At 44.9% G+C, this 18852-nt stretch carries 15 protein-coding genes and 1 pseudogene; 1 reads left to right on the top strand and 15 read right to left on the bottom strand.

Annotation, left to right across the window (positions count from 1 at the left end; translation table 11 throughout):
• Positions 1-260 precede the first annotated feature (260 nt).
• From deoR to BXP28_RS20380, 12 genes are all read right to left on the bottom strand, one after another.
• Positions 261-1217, bottom strand: coding sequence for a DNA-binding transcriptional repressor DeoR (gene deoR, locus BXP28_RS20435; RefSeq protein ID WP_036656054.1), 957 nt, complete (start codon positions 1215-1217; stop codon positions 261-263).
• A 322-nt stretch (positions 1218-1539) separates the two neighbouring features.
• Positions 1540-2493, bottom strand: coding sequence for a 4-hydroxy-3-methylbut-2-enyl diphosphate reductase (locus tag BXP28_RS20430; RefSeq protein ID WP_036657530.1), 954 nt, complete (start codon positions 2491-2493; stop codon positions 1540-1542).
• A gap of 69 nt (positions 2494-2562) precedes the next feature.
• Positions 2563-4068, bottom strand: coding sequence for an ATP-binding protein (locus BXP28_RS20425; protein WP_024095190.1), 1506 nt, complete (start codon positions 4066-4068; stop codon positions 2563-2565).
• A complete protein-coding gene (locus tag BXP28_RS20420) occupies positions 4069-4758 on the bottom strand; it encodes a response regulator transcription factor (RefSeq protein ID WP_023483783.1) in 690 nt (229 codons plus the stop codon).
• A 160-nt stretch (positions 4759-4918) separates the two neighbouring features.
• A complete protein-coding gene (locus BXP28_RS20415) occupies positions 4919-6427 on the bottom strand; it encodes a S1C family serine protease (protein ID WP_036656051.1) in 1509 nt (502 codons plus the stop codon).
• A gap of 265 nt (positions 6428-6692) precedes the next feature.
• Positions 6693-7355, bottom strand: a complete 663-nt coding sequence (locus tag BXP28_RS20410) for a response regulator (protein ID WP_024095191.1) — start codon at positions 7353-7355, stop codon at positions 6693-6695.
• 12 nt (positions 7356-7367) lie between these two features.
• Complete coding sequence (locus BXP28_RS20405; protein WP_023483780.1) at positions 7368-8402, bottom strand: sensor histidine kinase; 1035 nt, start codon at positions 8400-8402, stop codon at positions 7368-7370.
• Between the two features lie 3 nt (positions 8403-8405).
• Positions 8406-9440, bottom strand: coding sequence for a cell wall-active antibiotics response protein LiaF (gene liaF / locus BXP28_RS20400; RefSeq protein WP_036656048.1), 1035 nt, complete (start codon positions 9438-9440; stop codon positions 8406-8408).
• 224 nt (positions 9441-9664) lie between these two features.
• Positions 9665-9892, bottom strand: coding sequence for a hypothetical protein (locus BXP28_RS20395; RefSeq protein WP_036656046.1), 228 nt, complete (start codon positions 9890-9892; stop codon positions 9665-9667).
• Positions 9893-10010: 118 nt separating this feature from the next.
• The gene (locus BXP28_RS20390; protein ID WP_023483778.1) at positions 10011-10694 is read right to left on the bottom strand and encodes a 3D domain-containing protein; all 684 of its coding nucleotides are present in this window, start codon (positions 10692-10694) and stop codon (positions 10011-10013) included.
• A gap of 142 nt (positions 10695-10836) precedes the next feature.
• Complete coding sequence (gene thrS, locus BXP28_RS20385; RefSeq protein WP_077585188.1) at positions 10837-12786, bottom strand: threonine--tRNA ligase; 1950 nt, start codon at positions 12784-12786, stop codon at positions 10837-10839.
• 382 nt (positions 12787-13168) lie between these two features.
• Positions 13169-14116, bottom strand: a complete 948-nt coding sequence (locus BXP28_RS20380; RefSeq protein WP_051427991.1) for a putative sporulation protein YtxC — start codon at positions 14114-14116, stop codon at positions 13169-13171.
• A gap of 250 nt (positions 14117-14366) precedes the next feature.
• Between BXP28_RS20380 and BXP28_RS20375 the strand changes: the two genes are divergently transcribed.
• Positions 14367-15056 carry a phosphatase PAP2 family protein gene (locus BXP28_RS20375; RefSeq protein ID WP_036656042.1) on the top strand — a complete coding sequence of 230 codons (690 nt, stop codon included), beginning with the start codon at positions 14367-14369 and terminating at the stop codon, positions 15054-15056.
• Between the two features lie 146 nt (positions 15057-15202).
• Here BXP28_RS20375 and mqnC read toward each other — a convergent pair whose 3' ends face one another.
• From mqnC to BXP28_RS20360, 3 genes and pseudogenes are all read right to left on the bottom strand, one after another.
• Entirely contained in the window at positions 15203-16336 is a 1134-nt protein-coding gene (gene mqnC, locus BXP28_RS20370) for a cyclic dehypoxanthinyl futalosine synthase (RefSeq protein WP_036657525.1), read from the bottom strand.
• 157 nt (positions 16337-16493) lie between these two features.
• A complete protein-coding gene (locus BXP28_RS20365) occupies positions 16494-17675 on the bottom strand; it encodes an aminotransferase class I/II-fold pyridoxal phosphate-dependent enzyme (protein ID WP_023483773.1) in 1182 nt (393 codons plus the stop codon).
• Positions 17668-18845 (bottom strand): annotated as a pseudogene (locus BXP28_RS20360) (aminotransferase class I/II-fold pyridoxal phosphate-dependent enzyme). Before BXP28_RS20360 ends, BXP28_RS20365 begins: the two are co-directional and overlap by 8 nt.
• Positions 18846-18852: the final 7 nt, after the last annotated feature.

Below are 18852 nucleotides of genomic sequence, written 5' to 3'. Positions count from 1 at the left end.
TAGCATATCAAGAGTTTGAACATTTGTAAATACATAATTGAACATATATAATAATTAAAAGAAAAATGATATATAAAACCTCATATATAGCAGATTACGAGTAATTAATAGGTCATTTATTAACTTTTGTTAATTTATTATTTTTGCATAATTCCAAAAAAATACATTAAACTTGCTACATCAAAGGTCCGTCCATTAAAAAGGACAGACCTTAGACAGTCGACCCATTCTTTGCATTTGAAGCAAAATCTTTTCCCTTTTTATTGTTTTCTCTCTGCTTGATTATCCAGTAAAAACTTGGCAGTATATTGATCCGTGATCAGCGTATTCGCATATTGACCGCGCAGTGCACCTTTTATCCCTTCAATTTTACGTGCTCCGCCTGAAATAAGGATAGAATGTTCTTTTTGCTTCAAGTCATCCAGCTCAATTCCTATCGTACGCGCATTTAATTCCGGATGACAGATACGGCCCTCCCGGTCAAAGAACCGCGAGGAAATATCACCTACAGCGTGCTCGACGATCTTATTTACATCCTCATCGGATAAATAGCCAAGTTGAAATACAAGGGAATCCGCAAGAGCCCCTCCTGTAGTGAAAAGCGCAATATTGGCCTGCTTACCAATATCCAAAACCCTCCTGATATGCCTGTCAGCTTCAATAGCCTGTTTGACAACGACATGGTCCACAATAGCGGGGAGCGGCAAATGATAAGGTTTAGCATCAAACGCCTCTGCGAACAAATGAATAATCTCGGAAGCATAAGTATTGCGTTCCGAATGGCTCACCCCGCCCTTTAGCTGAACCACTTGTACGCCTTTAACAGGCTTATGTTCAAGATACCGGGCAACCTGGTACAAAGTCGTTCCCCAGGTCGTACCAATAATGTCCTCATCTTGAACAATTTCACGTAAATAGGTAGCTGCGGTTTTGGCGAGCTGCTCCTTGATCAAAAGATCGTCATAAACGGGAACAGATACAACGATCGCTTTTTTCAGCCCGTATCCGGTTTCAAGCTGTTCCCCAAGCTGCCTTATACCTTCTGAAGGATCCATGATCTGAATTTTCACGATCCCTTCCTCCTTGGCCTGCTGAAGCATACGTGATACTGTAGGCCGGGATACCCCCAGTCTTGAGGCAATTTCCTGCTGGCTGTAATCCATGAGGTAATACAATTTGGCGGCTTCGATTATTTTCCTGTTTTTACCCTCTTCCATCCCTTCATTCACCCGTTTTTTATCCGACTTTTCATCAGAACATGTTAGATTAAGCTTATCATACCTTATTAATTTGAACAAATGTTAAATTGTATTGAATATAATTTCAAACCTGGTTTTCGGAAATTTTCCTAAGCCTTCTTAAAGTTAACCCCAGTATAAGAGATTCCGGATATTAGTTCGAGAGATTTTGCAAAATAATGAGCGGGCGAAAAGACTTTTCAAGAAAAAAAGCAGGCTGATGTCATAACAGTACATCAGCCTGCTTTTCTCTAAAGTTTTATATCCGGCAATCGGTCCTTCCGGCCTCATCTGTACCCGTTCAGCGTACCGATTTGCTTCTGGGAGCCGGGATCAGCCTTTTCATGTTAACTGTCCGTTCCGGCTTCCAAGTATCAGGATTCTTCGGATCAAATTGTTCTATATATTGAATGACTTCTTTGGTAATCGGCGTTGGTGTGGATGCTCCTGAAGTCACACCCACTTTACGAACGGTCATCAGCCAGTCGGGTACCAATTCCGTTACATCCGCAATCCGGTAAGCCTTCACGCCGGCAATCTCTTCAGAGACTTGAGCCAGCCTATTCGAGTTATTGCTCTTGGGATCTCCTGCTACAATAACAACGTCGGTTTCCTTAGCCTGTTCCGCAACAGCTTCCTGCCTTACCTGAGTAGCGAGGCATATCTCGTTATGAACCTCGGCCTGGGGGAATTTCTCAACAAGCCTGTTCATAATATGGCGGATATCCCATTGGCTCATTGTAGTCTGATTTGTGATTATAATCTTGTCCGCCGACAGTTCTAATGCTTCGGCTTCTTCCAGCGTCTCAATCAGATAAACCTCATCAGGAGCAATTCCAATGGCTCCTTCGGGTTCCGGATGTCCCTTTTTGCCGATATAAATAACTTTATATCCCTGGGGAACTTTTTCCCGGATTAAATCATGAGTCTTTGTCACATCCGGACATGTGGCGTCTACAACAGCAAGGCCTTTTTCTCTTGCTCTGCGCTTTACTTCGGGCGAGACACCGTGGGCCGTAAAAATAACTGTACCTTCCGTAACTTGTTCAAGAATGTCCAAACGGTTTGGGCCATCCAGTGTAATAATCCCCTGTTCCTCTTTAAAAAATTCGGTTACATGTGAATTATGCACAATCATGCCCAATATATATATCGGCCGTGGATATTCCGGATTCCTGGCCGTTTGCATTGCTAGTGCCATGGCGTCCACTACTCCGTAGCAGTAACCTCTTGGTGATATTTTGACCACTTCCATGTCAGCACCTACTTTAATAGCGATTTGCCTGATACCTGCGAGGCTTTCAGACATTGACTTCATTATAGCTCATGCAAGGTCAGGAAGAAAGCGGCAGGGCAGCCATATGGTAAATGTACTGCCTTTCCCTTTTGCTGTGGTTACTTCTATGGAACCTTTATGCTCATCCAGAATCCATTTAGCGATAGCAAGGCCAAGACCTGTTCCTGCTGTTTTCCCCCGGGAAGGATCAGCCCGGTAAAAGCGGTCGAAAATAAAGGGAATCTCCTCTTTATCCATCCCAATGCCGGTATCTGATATTTGGATACCGATTTGATTATCTGTTTTCTGTGCTTCCAAACGTACCTCACCATGCGGAGTATATTTAAATGCATTTTCTATGAAAATAAATAACAACTGCTGGAGGTAATCATAGTTTCCCAGAACAAAAGCATCATCCAGAGCACTTAAATCTCCTATAATCCACTGGGCTTTCCGTTCCAGTAATTGGGCTCTGCGTGCTACTTCCTCAACCAAAGGCTTTATTTCCATTTCCTGTATATTCATTTGGAAACCTGCATCAGCACGGGCCAAAGACAACAGGTCATTCACCAGTCTGCTCATCCTGTGAGCTTCGGAGGAAATATCATGCATCGCTTCCAAAGAAATCTGAAGCTGCTCCGCATCTTCCTGGGATGCATACTTCTTGTTGCTCTCCATTTGTTGTTTCCACATTTTTTCCAAAATATCTACGTTTCCCCGTATGGTGGTCAAGGGAGTCCTAAGCTCGTGGGAAGCGTCCGAGACAAATCTGCGCTGAGTCTTATAGGCTTCTTCCAATTCCGTATATACAAGCTCCAATCTGGCAAACATGTTGTTGATCGTATGAGTAAGTCTTCCTATCTCATCCGCCGGACCGTCATATAAAATCCGTTTGTCCAGATCTGTTCCTTTTTGAACTTGATTCGTGGCTTCAATCAGCCTGTCAATAGGTTTTAAAGCCTCCCTGGATAACAACCAGCCAAAAGTGGCGGCAATGCCGATAGCAGCAAAAGCAAGCGTATATAGGACATATTTCAGCATATTGAGAAAATTTTCCCAGGTTGTTACCGTAACAGATGCCTGAAAAACCCCTATCATCTGACTCTGGTTTTCCAGCCAGAGCCCCTGGTTGTATACAAGGAAACTGTCGTTAGCGATTTTTTCTGTTGTAAACATGAAGCCGGAGGGATCAGCCTTTTGTTCTAATTTGTTTACCGTATCCTGTGACAAGGGAATCTTCAGATCCGCAGAAATTAAATTGGCGGAACGGCTCTGCTGTCCAAACTGTAAGTTCGATAACTGCAAAAATGTATTCGAAGTATTCAATTTATCTGTTCTGCCAAAGTCCAGTTCAATGGAGTATCCTTTCTCAAAAGAAATCCTTTCGGTAGCCTGTATCCGGTCATAAACTCTCACAGCCTCTTCCCTCAGCTGATTTTCCAAGGTATTGTATACATAGTTGTTTAAAAACAGAAACAGGCCCATACCAAACAGAAGTAAGGTCACCGCCAATATCCCCGAATACCAGAGTGTTAGTCGGACACGGATGGACATTTAGTGTTCCCCTCTCAAGACATAACCGGCTCCCCTAACTGTCTGGATAATACGCTTATGACCATGTTCTTCCGTTTTTTGGCGAAGCAAGGCAATGTAAACTTCCAGTACATTTGATTCCCCGCTGTAGTCATATCCCCATATTTTATCCATGATCAAGTCCCTTGACAGGACTCTCCGGGGATTTAACAAAAACAGGTGTAACAAATCAAACTCCTTGGTAGTCAGTTCTATGAGCTTATCCTCCCTGAACACTTCCCGGGTATCCAGGTCCATGGCAATGTCTTGGTAAGTCAATTTGTTTGTCGGCCTTTCCGGTCTCTCACTCCTTCTGCGGAGAAGTACCCGAACACGGGCCAGAAGCTCCTCAAGTGCAAAGGGCTTAACCAGATAGTCATCCGCCCCGATATCAAGCCCTTTAACCCGGTCACTGATTTCATCCTTGGCTGTCAGCATCAAAATCGGAACGTCACTTCCCCCTTCGCGTACGCGCCGGCATACTTCCCAGCCATCCACATGCGGCATCATAACGTCCAGAATCATCAGCTGCGGGTCATATTCCATCATTAGTCTCAGCCCCTGGCTGCCGTCATTGGCTACTTCCACAGTATATCCTTCAAAAGCCAGCCCTCTTCTTAACATCGAGGTGATTTTTTCATCATCATCTACCACGAGAATTTTTTCCCTCATAAGGCCCCGCCTTTCTCTACCTTTCTTTGCCTCTCTTAACTGTCCACTCTTGTATTATAACATTTATCAAAACGTTTATTGCAAAAAGGAAGCAGGCAGCGGATGTCCGCCTCTTCCTGCTTCCTGTGCCTGATCAAAGCTTTTTCATAAACTACTAACGCTACTGCTGAGTCTTAGCTTTATTACGGTCTCCCACCTTGACGGTAATCTCTGTCTGCTGCCCGTTTCTCATAACGCTTAACTTCAGCTGATCCCCGACTTTCGAGGAATTCACGATTTTACTGAATTCTTCTTTCGTCTTCACTGCTTGACCGTTTACTTCCGTAATCACGTCATATTGGCGGAGTCCTGCATCGAAAGCAGGAGATTTGCGTTCTACCTTGTAAACGAAGACACCGTTTGTATCTTTCAGCTTCAGTTCCTGTATCATTTCTTTAGATACATCCTGCATGGCGATACCGATATAAGGAACGGCTATTTCTTCGCCTTTTTTAAGATTTTCCAAAACGGAGTTAACAACAGAGGTCGGGATGGCAAAGCCAATACCTTGAGCATTAGAGCTTATCATGGTGTTAATGCCTATCACTTGTCCGTTGATGTTAAGCAACGGTCCTCCCGAGTTCCCCGGATTAATGGAAGCATCGGTCTGCAACAAGTGTTCGTAATTCCGAGTTCCTCCTTTGTTATCTATATAGGGAATAGTACGTTCTTTAGCGCTGAGTACACCGGTTGTAACGGTATGATCATACCCTCTTGGGTTTCCTACAGCAACCAGCCTTTGTCCAACTTCTACCTGATCCGAGTCTCCCAATTCAAGGAATGGAAAATCTTTATCCCCTTCAATTTTCAGACAGGCCAGGTCAAGCTGAGAGCTGCTGCCAACCAATTTGGCTGTAAAAGGCTTATCATAACCTTGAACCTTAACCTGAATCTCGTCCGCTCCGTCAATTACGTGCTGATTCGTTAGAATGTAGCCGGATTTATCAAAGAAAAAACCGGAACCGATTCCCATTAGCTTCATTGAGTCTTGATTCTGTTGGTCCTGTTGATCCTGATTTCCAAAAAATTGTCCGAAGAAAGGATCATCTTCCAGCGGATTTTTACCGCCATTCTTTTTCAATAAATCTATCCGAACTACTGCAGGACTTGCCTGCTTCACCATATCCGGAATGTTGTCAGGGCGGGCACTCGTCAGTGATGTATTGGAAGAATTATTTCTGTTTGATGTATCCTTGCCTGAGTTTGTGCCGGTTCCCTGATTTAAAGCCTGCTTGGAGGTAAACCAATTATAATAGTCGGAGGCCCACATCAATGCTCCAATAAGTACCACACCGGCCATAAAAGCGGCAAAAAGGCTTTTGAAGGAAGACTTTTTCTTCCCGGTTTCTCCCCAATTTCCTGAACCGTCCCCGCCATTCCCGCTTATGCCGAATGGCTTCAATGGGCGGGGAGGAGTTACATCCACACGGGGAGTGCTCTCGGAACTCGCCACTGGGGGGACGGAAGTGGAAGGTTCTCCGGTCCTCTCATACTTTTCGGAAGAATTTTGTCCGGAAGAATAGTAATAAGATGATATTTCCGGATCCGATGAACCGGAAGGAGTGTATCCGGCATTTTTGTTATCCGGCTGATCCGGATCATGAAGATTACGTTTGTTTTGATCGTCCATGGTTTCGTCCTCCATAACATTGGGTTTCTCTATCTCGACGGTTTCATTTAACCGCGATCGTCTTATCTTTATAATGGACCCTCTTCCTTAAGCATACATTAAAAAAGCATAAATGGCAGTTAAAATCTATGCGGTCGTGAAGAAACAAGAAGCTTTACAGAAATTCTTCTTTCGCATTATGCCAATTGTTCCCTAGTTTACGGCAAAAAACCGGGCTTTAAACCTGGTCCCGGCTTTTCAGAATAAGCATGTCATATGGATTCTCTTAAGAAGGATTTTGTACCCATCCTTTCCTGTGGGCATAGATAGCGAGCTGAGTACGGTCATCAAGTTCACATTTCATCAGCAAATTGCTGACGTGGGTTTTTACGGTCTTAATGCTGATATGTAGTTCTTCAGCAATGTCTTTGTTGGTTTTCCCGTCGGCTATTAGAAGAAGCACTTCTTTTTCACGAATCGTAAGGCCTTCCTCATCGGGCTGGGCATTTCTTTGTCTGAGCCCTCTGGTAAGGGCGAGGGAAACTTCCGGATTCATTTCCGGTATCCCCTGGGAGGCTTTATGGATTCCTTCAATTAACTGTTCCGAAGAAACCGTCTTCAATACATAACTTGTTGCTCCCGCCTCAATGGCTTTCAGAACCTTGTCTTCCTCCAGAAAGCTGGTTAGCATTACAACCTTAATGGAAGGATAGGTTTCGGTAACCAGCCTGGTTGTTTCAATGCCATTCATATTAGGCATCATCAGATCCATCAGGATAACCTGAGGACGTTCCTCCTCCGCCATTTGCTCAAGGAGAGCAACCGCAGCTTTTCCATCTGAAGCCTCAGCGCATACTTCCAACTCCGGATCCAGCATAATATACGTTTTCAATCCCATCCTAACCATATCATGATCATCTACAATCATGACCCGAATTGCGCTGTTCATTCCTTTTCCCCCTCATCCTTCCACATGTTCCGGAAACTTGGGAATCTGCACCTTTACCCTTGTTCCGGCTCCTTGTTTACTTATGATTTCTGTCGTTCCGCCCAATTTCTCCGAACGCTCCCTCATTGTAGCCAGTCCATGAGAAGCAGAAGTTACTGATTTTTGTTCAAATCCATGTCCATTATCCTGGAGCTGCATGACATACTGGTGCTCCAGCTCATGGATGGATAAATAAACTTCCGAAGCTGCCGCATGCTTGACAATATTGGCCATCCCCTCCTGGATAATTAAGAACAGCTGTTGTTCTATAGGTTCCGACATGGGCTCATTGAGCTCCACTTCCAAATGGCCCTGAAGTTCGTTTGCCCGGCAATATTCCAGAAACCATCGTCCGATCGCCTCCTCCAGTGTACTTCCGTTCAGTTCAATCGGTCTCAGTTGGGAAATAAGCCCCCTCATCTGTTTCTGGGCATGATGCGACATCTGGATCAGCTGCTGCATTACATGCTCAGCCCCCCTTGGATTTACTTCGCAAATCTTAGGAAGAGAAGAGGCGGACATATGAATCGCAAACAGTTCCTGACTTACAGTATCGTGTAAATCTCTGGCCAGTCTTCTCCGTTCTTCCATTATAGCTTCCTGCTTAGTTTCCTTTTCAGATAACGAACTTTTTTCCCCCAGCTTTTGCAGCATTTGAACACGCTGTTCCATAGATTTCGCCATTACATTGAAAACCTGTTCAATATCATTGAAGGGATCTGAAGATTGAACCTTGATCCGGCTGGAAAAGTTGCCTTTGGATACTTCCAACATGGCTTCCTGCAGTTGGTCCAGTTTCCGTTGGACCGTTCTTGCGGCTTTATATCCGACAACCACGGAAAGCATCAGGACTGCAAGTACAATCAGGATCGTCCATAGAATTCCTTTTTCCTGAAGCTGAAAGGTGAGAAAGGTTATGAGAAGAAGCGCGGCAGTCAGAAGATTCGATATTAGAATATAGGAAACAAGCTGCCATTTGATATTGACGTTTTTCAGTTTTTGCAGCACTTGTTATCCCACCTTCTTTACTGACACGTCACCAATAAATAAACTAACATGAATTACAAGCTGTTTTAAACCGTCCCCATAAAAGGGAGTTTGATAATTCATACTCCGCAAGAGTCCGTCTTCCCGCCGGTCCATAATTTTCATATCCCCGATTACAGAAGAAGCCTTCACTTTTACTTCAAGGTCAATATCATTAGGCAAAAAGATTTTTACATCCCCGATAAAAGCTGAGATATGAATATCGGTTCGGCCGTATGGGATCATGGCTTTGGTCATGTCGATTTTGGTATCCCCAATAAAATAGGAAATGTTCATTGGGTGAAGTTCCCAATAATCTCCTCCGATTCGAATATCCCCTATGAATCCAGACCGGTTTTCAGTTTGTCTTGGATTGGAGGCAAACATAGGGTCATAGTCAGGTGGAGGAAAGTCTTTCGTCTGATAATCATTTTCCTCCTCATCAAGTTTACGTTTTCTTTTATTTTTTTGCTGATACTTCCAATCGTTTTTCCAATCCTTCAGGTTCTCCTTCCATTCTTTTATTTCCTCTTTCCCTTCTTTGGGGTCTGATTGGGAACTTTCATAAGGAGGACGGTGATCAAAATTTTTGTCCTGCCATTCATAGTCTTTGTAGTCCTCTTTGTATTCTTCGTAATGATTCTGGCGTGTGGTCTGGCGGCCCGGATTTAACAGAAAGCTAAGACCTGTTCCAATCAGGATAGCAGGAATAATAAATTTCCAGATATCCTTTATATGTTCAGCGAAAGGCATGCCTAGATTACGCATCAGGAAAAAACTTCCGATAGCCACCAGGACCATGCTTCCAATATGAGACCCATAATCCTTTGTGCTTGAAAGTACTCCGGATAGGCCTCCAACGATAAGTAAAACAGGCCAGTATGTTGTAAAAATCTCTGCTATAAAATCTCCTGCATCCTTATCAAAATCAAAAGTGCCGGTAAGGAATAAAATGAATATAACCCCTAGTCCGATGAGCACAAGTCCCCAAATCACATTGCGCAGCACATGTCTGTTCATCCGTACTTCCTCCATGACTTTTTGATATTCTCAGTTTACCTAAGTAGTCACCAGGAGAAAAGAGACCGAAGCGGGAAAGTTGTCTCAGTCTCGGGACCGAGTCCAGTTTAGAAAAAACAGGAAGGAGAAGCGTGTGCTTCTCCTTCCTGTTTGTACCATGTTATCTGCAAGTATTCCTATTTTCTTGCCGGAATTTCTTGTTTGCTGTTACTTCATTTGCAAATTCAGTGTCCGCAGCGGTTCTGTTTGCTGGTTACTTCATTTGCAAATTCAGTATCCGCAGAAGTTCTGTTTGCTCTTACTTCGCTTGCGAATTCAGTGTCGGCAGCGGTTCTGTTTGCTCCTGCTTCGCTTGCGAATTCAGTGTCGGCAGCGGTTGTGTTTGCTCCTGCTTCGCTTGCGAATTCAGTGTCGGCAAATGCTTTTCTGTTTTGTTTGTTTTTATTTTTCATTATCAAAATCACCTCCCCTTAAACCTATTGTGGATGTTTTGGCCTTCTTTTATGTTGGTAAAGATATCTCCTTTAAACAAAAAAATAGTCCCCCCAAAAGGGTACGACTATTTTTTTTCTATAGTTTCGGGGTATCCGGTGTTTTTTGTAAGAAAATTTCCTGAACCAGTTCATTCCATTTCTTTTGATTCACTTTCCCGTCTCCTTTTTTCACCAGATAAACATTCAGCTTTTTTTTACCCCATTCTTTATAAATATCTTCTTTGGTATTGTAAAACAAGTCAATTTTTTTCCCTTTAATGGCACCTCCTGTATCAGCTACGATACCGTAACCATACCCTGGTATATACAAAACAGATCCCATCGGGAAGATTTTGGGGTCAGCTGCAATTGTAGACAAACCGCTTTCGTCCCGCTTTACCTTAATCCCTGATCGGGTAATTCCGTATTCCGGATGCCCCGGATGCTTGCCTGTAGATTCCACACCCGCATAGTAACCTGTTGCAACCACTTCAATAGCTTGATAGCGCTGTAAATCATGCTGTAATACAGGTGTAAATTTATAACTTTGGGAGCTGGCACCCGCCGCTTGATCCGGTCCAAGTTTAGGCACTAATGAGATGTTCACTTCTTTAATAGCGGCGGTTTTGGAATTATCCTTGGCTTCCCTTTGTTCTAAAGAAGAAGTCCGCTCTATTAATGCCTCTCCTGGAACGGCGGCCTGGTTTTGTCCTCCTAATATCAGAGCTACATTGAAAGCCATGATCATGCTTAACCACTTGGCATTTAATTGATGCAGCATAAAATCCCCCCTCCTACTAATAAAGGTGTCCATTCTTGTTGAGGATTAAACATTTACTAGAAGATAAAGGTATTATTACCAAAGACAAGGGAAAATTATGCAAAAAAAGAGCCTTTTCATCGGCTCTTTTTCTAATAAGATTTTATTCAGATATTGGCTGCACTTTTTTTGTGTCAATCTCTTCCCGGATCATTTGAATCAGGGCATCTGCGGAATGAACTCCAAGGTCTCCCTCTCCTCTGCGGCGGACCGAGAAGGAACCGGATTGTTTTTCATTTTCACCCACCACCAGCATAAACGGAACCTTTTCAAGTTGGGACTCACGGATTTTGTACCCGAGCTTCTCATTGCGCAGATCGGCGGCAACACGGATGCCTGCTTGCTTCAGGCGATCTTCCATTTCCTTTGCATAATCATTGAAGGCAGACGAAACAGGCAGTATTTTAGCCTGAACCGGACAGAGCCATGTTGGCAGTGCCCCCGCAAAGTTTTCAAGCAGGAAGGCTGTCATACGTTCCATTGTGCTTACTATGCCCCGGTGAATTACGACCGGTCTGTGCTTTTGTCCATCCTCACCTACATATTCCAGCTCAAATCGTTCAGGGAGCAAAAAGTCGAGCTGTGCGGTGGATAGGGTTTCCTCTTTTTTCAAAGCTGTTTTAATCTGCACATCCAGCTTAGGCCCATAGAATGCTGCTTCCCCTTCTGCTTCATAATAAGGAAGACGGAGCTCTTCAACCACTTCTTTCAACATACGCTGGGACATTTCCCACATTTCATCATTCGGGAAATATTTATCTGTATCTTGAGGATCCCTATAAGAAAGGCGGAATCTGTAATCTGTGATGCCAAAGTCAGCATACACTTGGCGGATTAAGGTAATAACACGGGCAAATTCTTCTTTGATCTGATCAGGACGGCAGAAAATATGGGCGTCATTTAAAGTCATCGCCCTGACGCGGTGCAATCCGGTCAATGCTCCTGACATCTCATAGCGGTGCATAGTTCCAAGTTCAGCTATCCGGATAGGAAGATCCCTGTAGCTGTGCAGTTCATTTTTATAAACCATCATATGATGCGGACAGTTCATCGGACGAAGCACAAGTTCTTCATTATCAAGCTGCATAGGGGGGAACATGTCCTCCCGGTAATGCTCCCAATGGCCGGAAGTTTTATACAGGTCCACGTTGGCCAGTACTGGTGTGTATACATGCTGATAGCCAAGCTTCTCCTCCAAATCAACAATATAACGTTCCAGCGTCCGCCGGATTGTGGCTCCATTAGGAAGCCATAGCGGAAGCCCTTGTCCAACCTCGCGCGAGAAGCTGAAAATCTTTAGATCTTTGCCAAGTTTGCGGTGGTCACGTTTTTTGGCTTCTTCAAGCAGGTGCAAATGTTCTTTCAACTGGGATTTTTTCGGAAATGCCGTTCCGTAAATCCGCTGAAGCATTTTATTGTCTGAGTCTCCACGCCAATAGGCCCCGGCAACACTGAGCAATTTGAACGCTTTGATGCGGCCAGTTGATGGGAGATGCGGGCCGCGGCACAAGTCAAAAAATTCACCCTGATCATAAATGGTGATCGTTGCATCTTCCGGGAACTCATGAATCAATTCCAGCTTAAGCGGATCCTCTATCTCCTCATAAATCCGAATAGCCTCTTCCTTACTGACAACACGGCGGGTGATTGGAAGATCCTCTTTAATGATTTTTTCCATTTCTTTTTCAATCTTGCCCAGATCCTCAGGTGTGAGGGATGTCTCCATATCAATATCATAGTAAAAACCGCCTTCAATTACCGGACCGATACCTAGTTTAACTGCTTTTTCCCCGTAAATGCGTTTAAGGGCCTGCGCCATCAGGTGAGCGGTGCTGTGACGGTACACTTCCAAACCTTCCTCGGAATCCAGGGTCCATATTTCCACTGCGGCATTGTACTCAATCGGGCGGCTTAGATCAACCGGCTGCCCGTCCATTTTTCCGGCAACAGCCTGCTTTTTCAAACCGCTTGAGATGGAAGCTGCTACTTCTCCAACAGTAGTACCTTTCGGATATTCTCTAATGGCCCCATTTGGCAAAGTTACTTGAATCATAACGAGTCCTCCTTGCTAGATACATCTCTTTTCATTTGAACACAAAAAAGCACTCTTCCCGGAAGGGACGAGTGCAATTCTTCTCGTGGTTCCACCCTAATTTCGACCAAACCGTCTAATGGACGGCTGATCCTCATTTTAACATTCGGTAACGGGAATGATCCGGTAATATATACTGGCCGGTTCCTGTAAAGCAGGAAAACCAGACGTTCCACATTACGGCTACAAAGGGGTAAATGTTAGGCTTAAGCTGAAGAAGCTTTCAGCTAATGCTTCTCTCTCTGCAACAGCCTCGGACAAAACATTCATGTCTTTGATTACTGCCATTTGCATCATACCTAGCTTCTTTATTCTTTCATTATAAGCATGCGGCTTCCCGTGGTCAAGGGTAGAACTGATCCTGCTTATCCGGTTTTCCTAAAAAGGGCTGGCACTGCCTGCAATAGGAACAAAGTGTTGTCCGATCCTCATAGATTTGCATGATGGTCTTGATGATCGTCAGTTCGGGTTCACGGGTATGGATATAAATATTTTCCGGCGAGACAGTAATTAGAGTACTGACAATCATGTCCTCAAAATTCATATCCTTCTCAATCATTTCCAAAGTAATGGACGTTTCTGTGGTACCCGTATGAATAGGTTTCAATTGCTCGTCCAATATCGTGAATTCATGACCACCTTTGTGAATAAGATGGACAGCCTGAATTTTGGTTTCCTGGATATACACAAAATATTTCAGTAAGGCTATGAATTCCTGATACTGCTGTTCCATCCGGTATTCTTCAAACGCATATTCTACAACCTCCCGTAAATCGTTCATATAGTCATTAAGCCGGAAGCGCATGAAACCTTCTACATGCAGCCGCCTGTTTTCCTGCAAATATGTTTCAACGGCATCGGCCAGTTTTTGCTGACGCCTGAATGATGAGCTGTAAGCAACCCCCTCTTTTTTGCCCAACTCTGCAGATTCTCCTTCCCCGTTCAACAGTTCAATGCAAAAATCGTGAATCATCTCTAAATTTGCGGACGGGAGCTTCTTTAGACCCTCTGTTATAAATGCTTTCACCAGGTGCTTTTCCTCTTCCATCACAATATGTTCGGCTAGAGCCTGTGCTATGTACCGGTTTACCCGGACCACATCCACCTGAAGCGGCTTTCCGGAAGTAGGCGGCCTGAACTTTAAATGTACACAGGATTTGCTATCCGTATAGTCAATCATCAAGGAGAGCCGGGAAGCGGGATCAGCATCCAGCAGGGTACGTATCCGGTTGGCCAAGCTAATAGCATAGTCATCTGTACGGTCGTGTAGAACAAGATGTGGAAGTTCCAAGTGCGTCACTCCTTTCCTTGTAATGGCCATTGGTTCATCTTTTTCAGTATATGGCTCACTTATTTTAGATATACGACCAACAATTTGGCAGCCGGGAGAGCAGAAATATTGGAATAAAAGAGGCAAAGCAGGAGATAGGCAAGAAAAAAGGGTTATAACAGGAAACGAATATAAAAAATGGATTGGCTAATTGGAGCGGTTTTCAATATACTGGAGGTATGTGTTTAAAACAGCTGAAGGAGTTACTGACATGTTTCAACGAATAACCAAACAGGACTGGAAAGCTCTTTTGTTTTTTCTCAGCATTCCGGCCTTAGGAATTTTTTATAATTTTTTGAACAACAGTCACCGTGGAGCCGAAAGCCTGGTTACGGATATTGATCACTCCGTCCCTTTCCTGCCTATTTTTGTACTGCCTTATATAGCCTGGTACGCTTTTGTACTCTTTTCCATTATCTATTTGTGTTTCAAGGACCGGCCTAATTATTACCGGACAGTGGCCGCCCTGAATCTCAGTCTCATAATCTGCTATATCATTTATTTTGTTTATCAGACGACGGTACCAAGACCAGATATCAGCGGGTATGATAGTCTGTTTATTCCACTGGTCAATATAGTCTATAATATGGACAAACCATTTAACTGCTTTCCAAGCATTCATGTTGTACAGGCTTATGTTGTCATGAAGGGTATTCATCAATCATCCAGTATTCAGCGCGGAATTAAATTGGTAACGAATGTCATGGCCCTGCTTATTATTGCTTCAACTGTTTTTATTAAGCAGCATGTAATTCTGGATATTATCGGGGCGGTTTTGGTTGTAGAAAGCATGTTCCTTCTTGTCTACGCAGTTGAATCTTTGTATCAAAAAAGAAGGGGAAAAACGAAGAGAGAACGCCTTCGCCGTCTTGGAGACGGGGAGGTTTCCGTAGAAAGATAATCAATTTCATAACTTAGATATGAAATTGATTCATGCAAACAAAAATAAATGCTATCGATAGCGCGGTTTCTTCTTTTTCAAAAATAACCTTTTAAAAAAGCTTATCCCTTCCGATGAGTCCGGATAAGCTTTTCTATTACTCTTCTTTAATTTTGCATCACAAAATCTTTCTCAACTTTTTCTTCCTCGTGGAATATCCGCAAAATATCATAACGTGTATTGCGTTGTGCCGGAATTTTGCCTGCTTGGCGGATCAGGTCGAGAGTTGAACCGATATTGACTTTATGGGTAGTGCCGGCGGCTGAAACCACATTTTCCTCGATCATCGTACTGCCAAAATCGTTACATCCGTAGCTTAAGGTCAGCTTGCCAATTTCAGGTCCCATGGTTACCCAGGAAGCCTGGAAGTTCTCGATGTTGTCCAGCATAATCCGGCTGATGGCCAGCGTCTTCAAATATTCTTCAGGTGTGGCCTTTTCCACTTTGAGATTCGTATTTTCCGGCTGGAAAGTCCACGGAATGAAGGCGAGAAAACCTTTGGAATTATACCCGTTTCTTATACACTCATCTTGGGCATCTCGTACCCGGAGCATATGAAGGGCCCGCTCCTCATACGTCTCGCCGAATCCGATAACCATGGTTGCGGTTGTGTTCATTCCGATCCGGTGAGCGGTCTGCATAACTTCCATCCATTCTTTCCAGGAGCCTTTTTTACGGCTGATCTTACGCCGTGTCCGGTCATCCAAAATTTCCGCCCCGCCGCCCGGAAGCGAATCCAGACCCGCTTCATGCAATTCACGCAGAGCCTCTTCAAGAGTTAGACCATCCGAAACTTCCTTCATTTTCATGATTTCTGCCGGAGAGAAGGAATGCATGGTGATGTCAAAGCGTTTTTTGATTTCCCTTAATAAATTCGTATAATAGCTGAATTTCAGGTTCGGGTTTGTTCCGCCCTGCATCAAAATTTCCGTACCGCCTACATCTATCGTCTCCTGAATTTTTTGGAATATGGTCTCATCCGGAAGCACGTATCCCTCTGCCGATCCGGGATCCCGGTAGAAAGCACAAAACCTGCAATAAACATCGCATATATTCGTATAGTTTATATTCCGCCCGATTACGAATGTCGCTATAGGATCGGGATGAAATCTTTTCATAATCTGATTAGCTGCGTGCCCCATTTTTTCAATCTCGTCCGATTGATATAGTGTAATGCATTCGTCTATATCAATACGTTCCCCGGATACGGCTTTATCCAAGATACGATCGATTGGATTCACAACACTCACCTCTTTATCATTTGCTGCCCTTGCCATCTGTGCAACAAAGCGCTAGTATCATCCTAACACAAAACTACCAATCTGGTCACGGTGCAAATAAAAGCGATTTGTTCTCCCGTTTTATCCCGAGTGATACCGGATCACCAGATTCCAATCATCAGGCCAGCGCTTGTTCAATATCCGAGATCAGATCCTCCACCTCTTCAAGTCCGACAGAATAACGCACAAGTCCGTCCGTAATCCCTCTTTCCAGTCGTACCTCTTTCGGCATTGCCGCATGGGACATCATGGCCGGATAAGACAAAATACTTTCTACCGCCCCTAAGCTGACGGCTACCAGAGGAATGCGGACCCGGCTCATCAGCTGGCGTGCACACTCCCCGCTGCCCACATCAAAGGATACTACGGCGCCATAACCGGACGATTGCCTCTCATGTATTTCTCTGCCGGGATGATCCGGCAATCCCGGATAGTATACGGCAATGATGTCGTCCCTTCCGGAAAGCCATTGTGCAAGCCGTCTTGCTCCCCGTTCGGATGCCTCCATGCGGGCTTGCAATGTTTTCATGCCTCTCATAAGCAGCCAGCTGTCCTGCATGCCAAGGACATTGCCGAAGGCATTCTGTACCTGTTTCATGCGGCGTCCCAGGCTGGCGTCCGCAGTTACGGCAAGTCCGGCCAGCACGTCACTGTGCCCTCCCAGGAATTTGGTGGCACTGTGCAGGACAAGGTCCACACCCTGTTCAATCGGTCTTTGATAATAAGGCGTCATAAAGGTACTATCCAGCATGGTCAAAAGACCATGCTCCTTTGCCCATGCCGTTACCGCGGCTACATCCGTTATTTTAAGCGTCGGATTGGAAGGAGTCTCCATATAAACCACCTTAGTATTCGGCCTTAATGCGGCTTGTACCTTATCCAGCCTGGTCATGTCAACAAAGGTGGTTTCTATATTCATCCGCTTCAGGATTACGGTCAGAACGCGGTACGTACCTCCGTATACATCCTCTGTACAGATCACATGATCTCCTGCAGAAAGCAGCATAAACGCGGAGGAGATGGCCGCCATACCGGAGGCAAAAGCAAATCCCCTCGCCCCTCCTTCCAGGCCGGCGATATAGTCTTCCAAAGCTTGCCGGGTAGGATTGCCGGAGCGGGTATAGTCAAATACCGGCGGATTCTCCAGGTCCTCATGATGAAAGGTCGATGCCTGATAAATTGGAACGCTTGATGCACCTGTTTGCTTATCAATTTCCCCGCCAAAGTGGAGCAGACGCGTACCAAATCCGGCCTTTTGGACAGCCTTCTCTCCCGGTTGGTTTGACTTACATTCACTCATCAACCAATTCTCCCTTTTCAATTTCTTCCCCAGCCTTTGCCAAGGCCTGGTCCAGATCAGCGATCAGGTCTTCCACATGCTCTATCCCGACGGAGAAGCGCAGCAAGCGGTCATCAACACCGACCTGATCCCGGATTTCCTGGGGAATATCGGCGTGCGTCTGTACGGCCGGATATGTCATAAGAGATTCCACTCCGCCCAGACTTTCGGCAAATGCAATCAGCTTGATATAACGCAGAATGGGTTCAACGAGGCGGCTGTCTTTTACTTTAAACGAAAGGATGCCCGTATTTCCTGAAGACTGTCTGCTCTGAACAACATGGCTCGGATGACTTCCCAGCCCGGGATAAAAGACTTCTGTCACCAGACTGTGCTGCTGCAAATATTGAGCCACACGGACCGCATTATATTCGTGCCGTTCCATGCGAAGAGCAAGTGTCTTCATTCCTCTCATCAGCAGCCAGCTATCCTGGGGCCCCAACACTGCTCCGATGGAGTTATGTAAGAAGAACATCTCCTCAGACAGTTTTTTCCCTTTGGTTACGATAAGTCCTGCCAAGACGTCATTATGCCCCCCAAATATTTGGTGGCACTATGGATCGCAATATCAGCCCCGAGCTCCAACGGCCGCTGAAAAAAAGGCGTAAGCAGGGTATTGTCTACAATGGTCAGCAGGGACGTTTCTTTGGCCCAGGCGGATATTTTGGCTATATCGGTTATCATCATCAGCGGATTGGTTGGCGTCTCAATCAGGACGGCTTTGGTAGACCCTTCCCGGTAAGCCCGGTCCAGCGCTTGTATATCATCTGTATCCACATACGTTGCCGTTACGCCAAACCGGGTCATGATTTGTTCAAGCAAGCGGTACGTGCCTCCATATAAGTCCAACGAGACGATCAAATGGTCCCCTTGAGCAAACAATGCGAAGATGGTTTGCAGTGCGGCCATTCCGGAGGAACACGCAAAGCCTCCATCCCCTTTCTCCAATTCGGCAATTGCCTCCTCCAGCACGGCCCTTGTCGGATTTTTTGTACGGGTATAGTCGAACCCGGTGCTTTGTCCGAGCCTCGGATGGCGGTAAGCTGTGGAATGAACAACCGGAAAACTGACTGCTCCGGTTACCGGTTCTGATTGAGATCCTATTTGTGCAAGTTTACTTTCTATTTTCATGTATTCC

Origin of the sequence: Paenibacillus larvae subsp. larvae (assembly GCF_002003265.1) — a bacterium.
GTDB lineage: Bacteria > Bacillota > Bacilli > Paenibacillales > NBRC-103111 > Paenibacillus_H > Paenibacillus_H larvae.
This window is presented reverse-complemented; position numbering and strand designations above follow the sequence as displayed.

Excerpts from the sequence above, each read along its gene's own strand:
- deoR (WP_036656054.1), bottom strand. The coding sequence starts at position 1,217 with ATGGAAGAGGGTAAAAACAGGAAAATAATCGAAGCCGCCAAATTGTAT.
- BXP28_RS20430 (WP_036657530.1), bottom strand. The coding sequence starts at position 2,493 with ATGGAAGTGGTCAAAATATCACCAAGAGGTTACTGCTACGGAGTAGTG.
- BXP28_RS20425 (WP_024095190.1), bottom strand. The coding sequence starts at position 4,068 with ATGTCCATCCGTGTCCGACTAACACTCTGGTATTCGGGGATATTGGCG.
- BXP28_RS20420 (WP_023483783.1), bottom strand. The coding sequence starts at position 4,758 with ATGAGGGAAAAAATTCTCGTGGTAGATGATGATGAAAAAATCACCTCG.
- BXP28_RS20415 (WP_036656051.1), bottom strand. The coding sequence starts at position 6,427 with ATGGACGATCAAAACAAACGTAATCTTCATGATCCGGATCAGCCGGAT.
- BXP28_RS20410 (WP_024095191.1), bottom strand. The coding sequence starts at position 7,355 with ATGAACAGCGCAATTCGGGTCATGATTGTAGATGATCATGATATGGTT.
- liaF (WP_036656048.1), bottom strand. The coding sequence starts at position 9,440 with ATGAACAGACATGTGCTGCGCAATGTGATTTGGGGACTTGTGCTCATC.
- BXP28_RS20395 (WP_036656046.1), bottom strand. The coding sequence starts at position 9,892 with ATGAAAAATAAAAACAAACAAAACAGAAAAGCATTTGCCGACACTGAA.
- BXP28_RS20390 (WP_023483778.1), bottom strand. The coding sequence starts at position 10,694 with ATGCTGCATCAATTAAATGCCAAGTGGTTAAGCATGATCATGGCTTTC.
- thrS (WP_077585188.1), bottom strand. The coding sequence starts at position 12,786 with ATGATTCAAGTAACTTTGCCAAATGGGGCCATTAGAGAATATCCGAAA.
- BXP28_RS20375 (WP_036656042.1), top strand. The coding sequence starts at position 14,367 with ATGTTTCAACGAATAACCAAACAGGACTGGAAAGCTCTTTTGTTTTTT.
- BXP28_RS20365 (WP_023483773.1), bottom strand. The coding sequence starts at position 17,675 with ATGAGTGAATGTAAGTCAAACCAACCGGGAGAGAAGGCTGTCCAAAAG.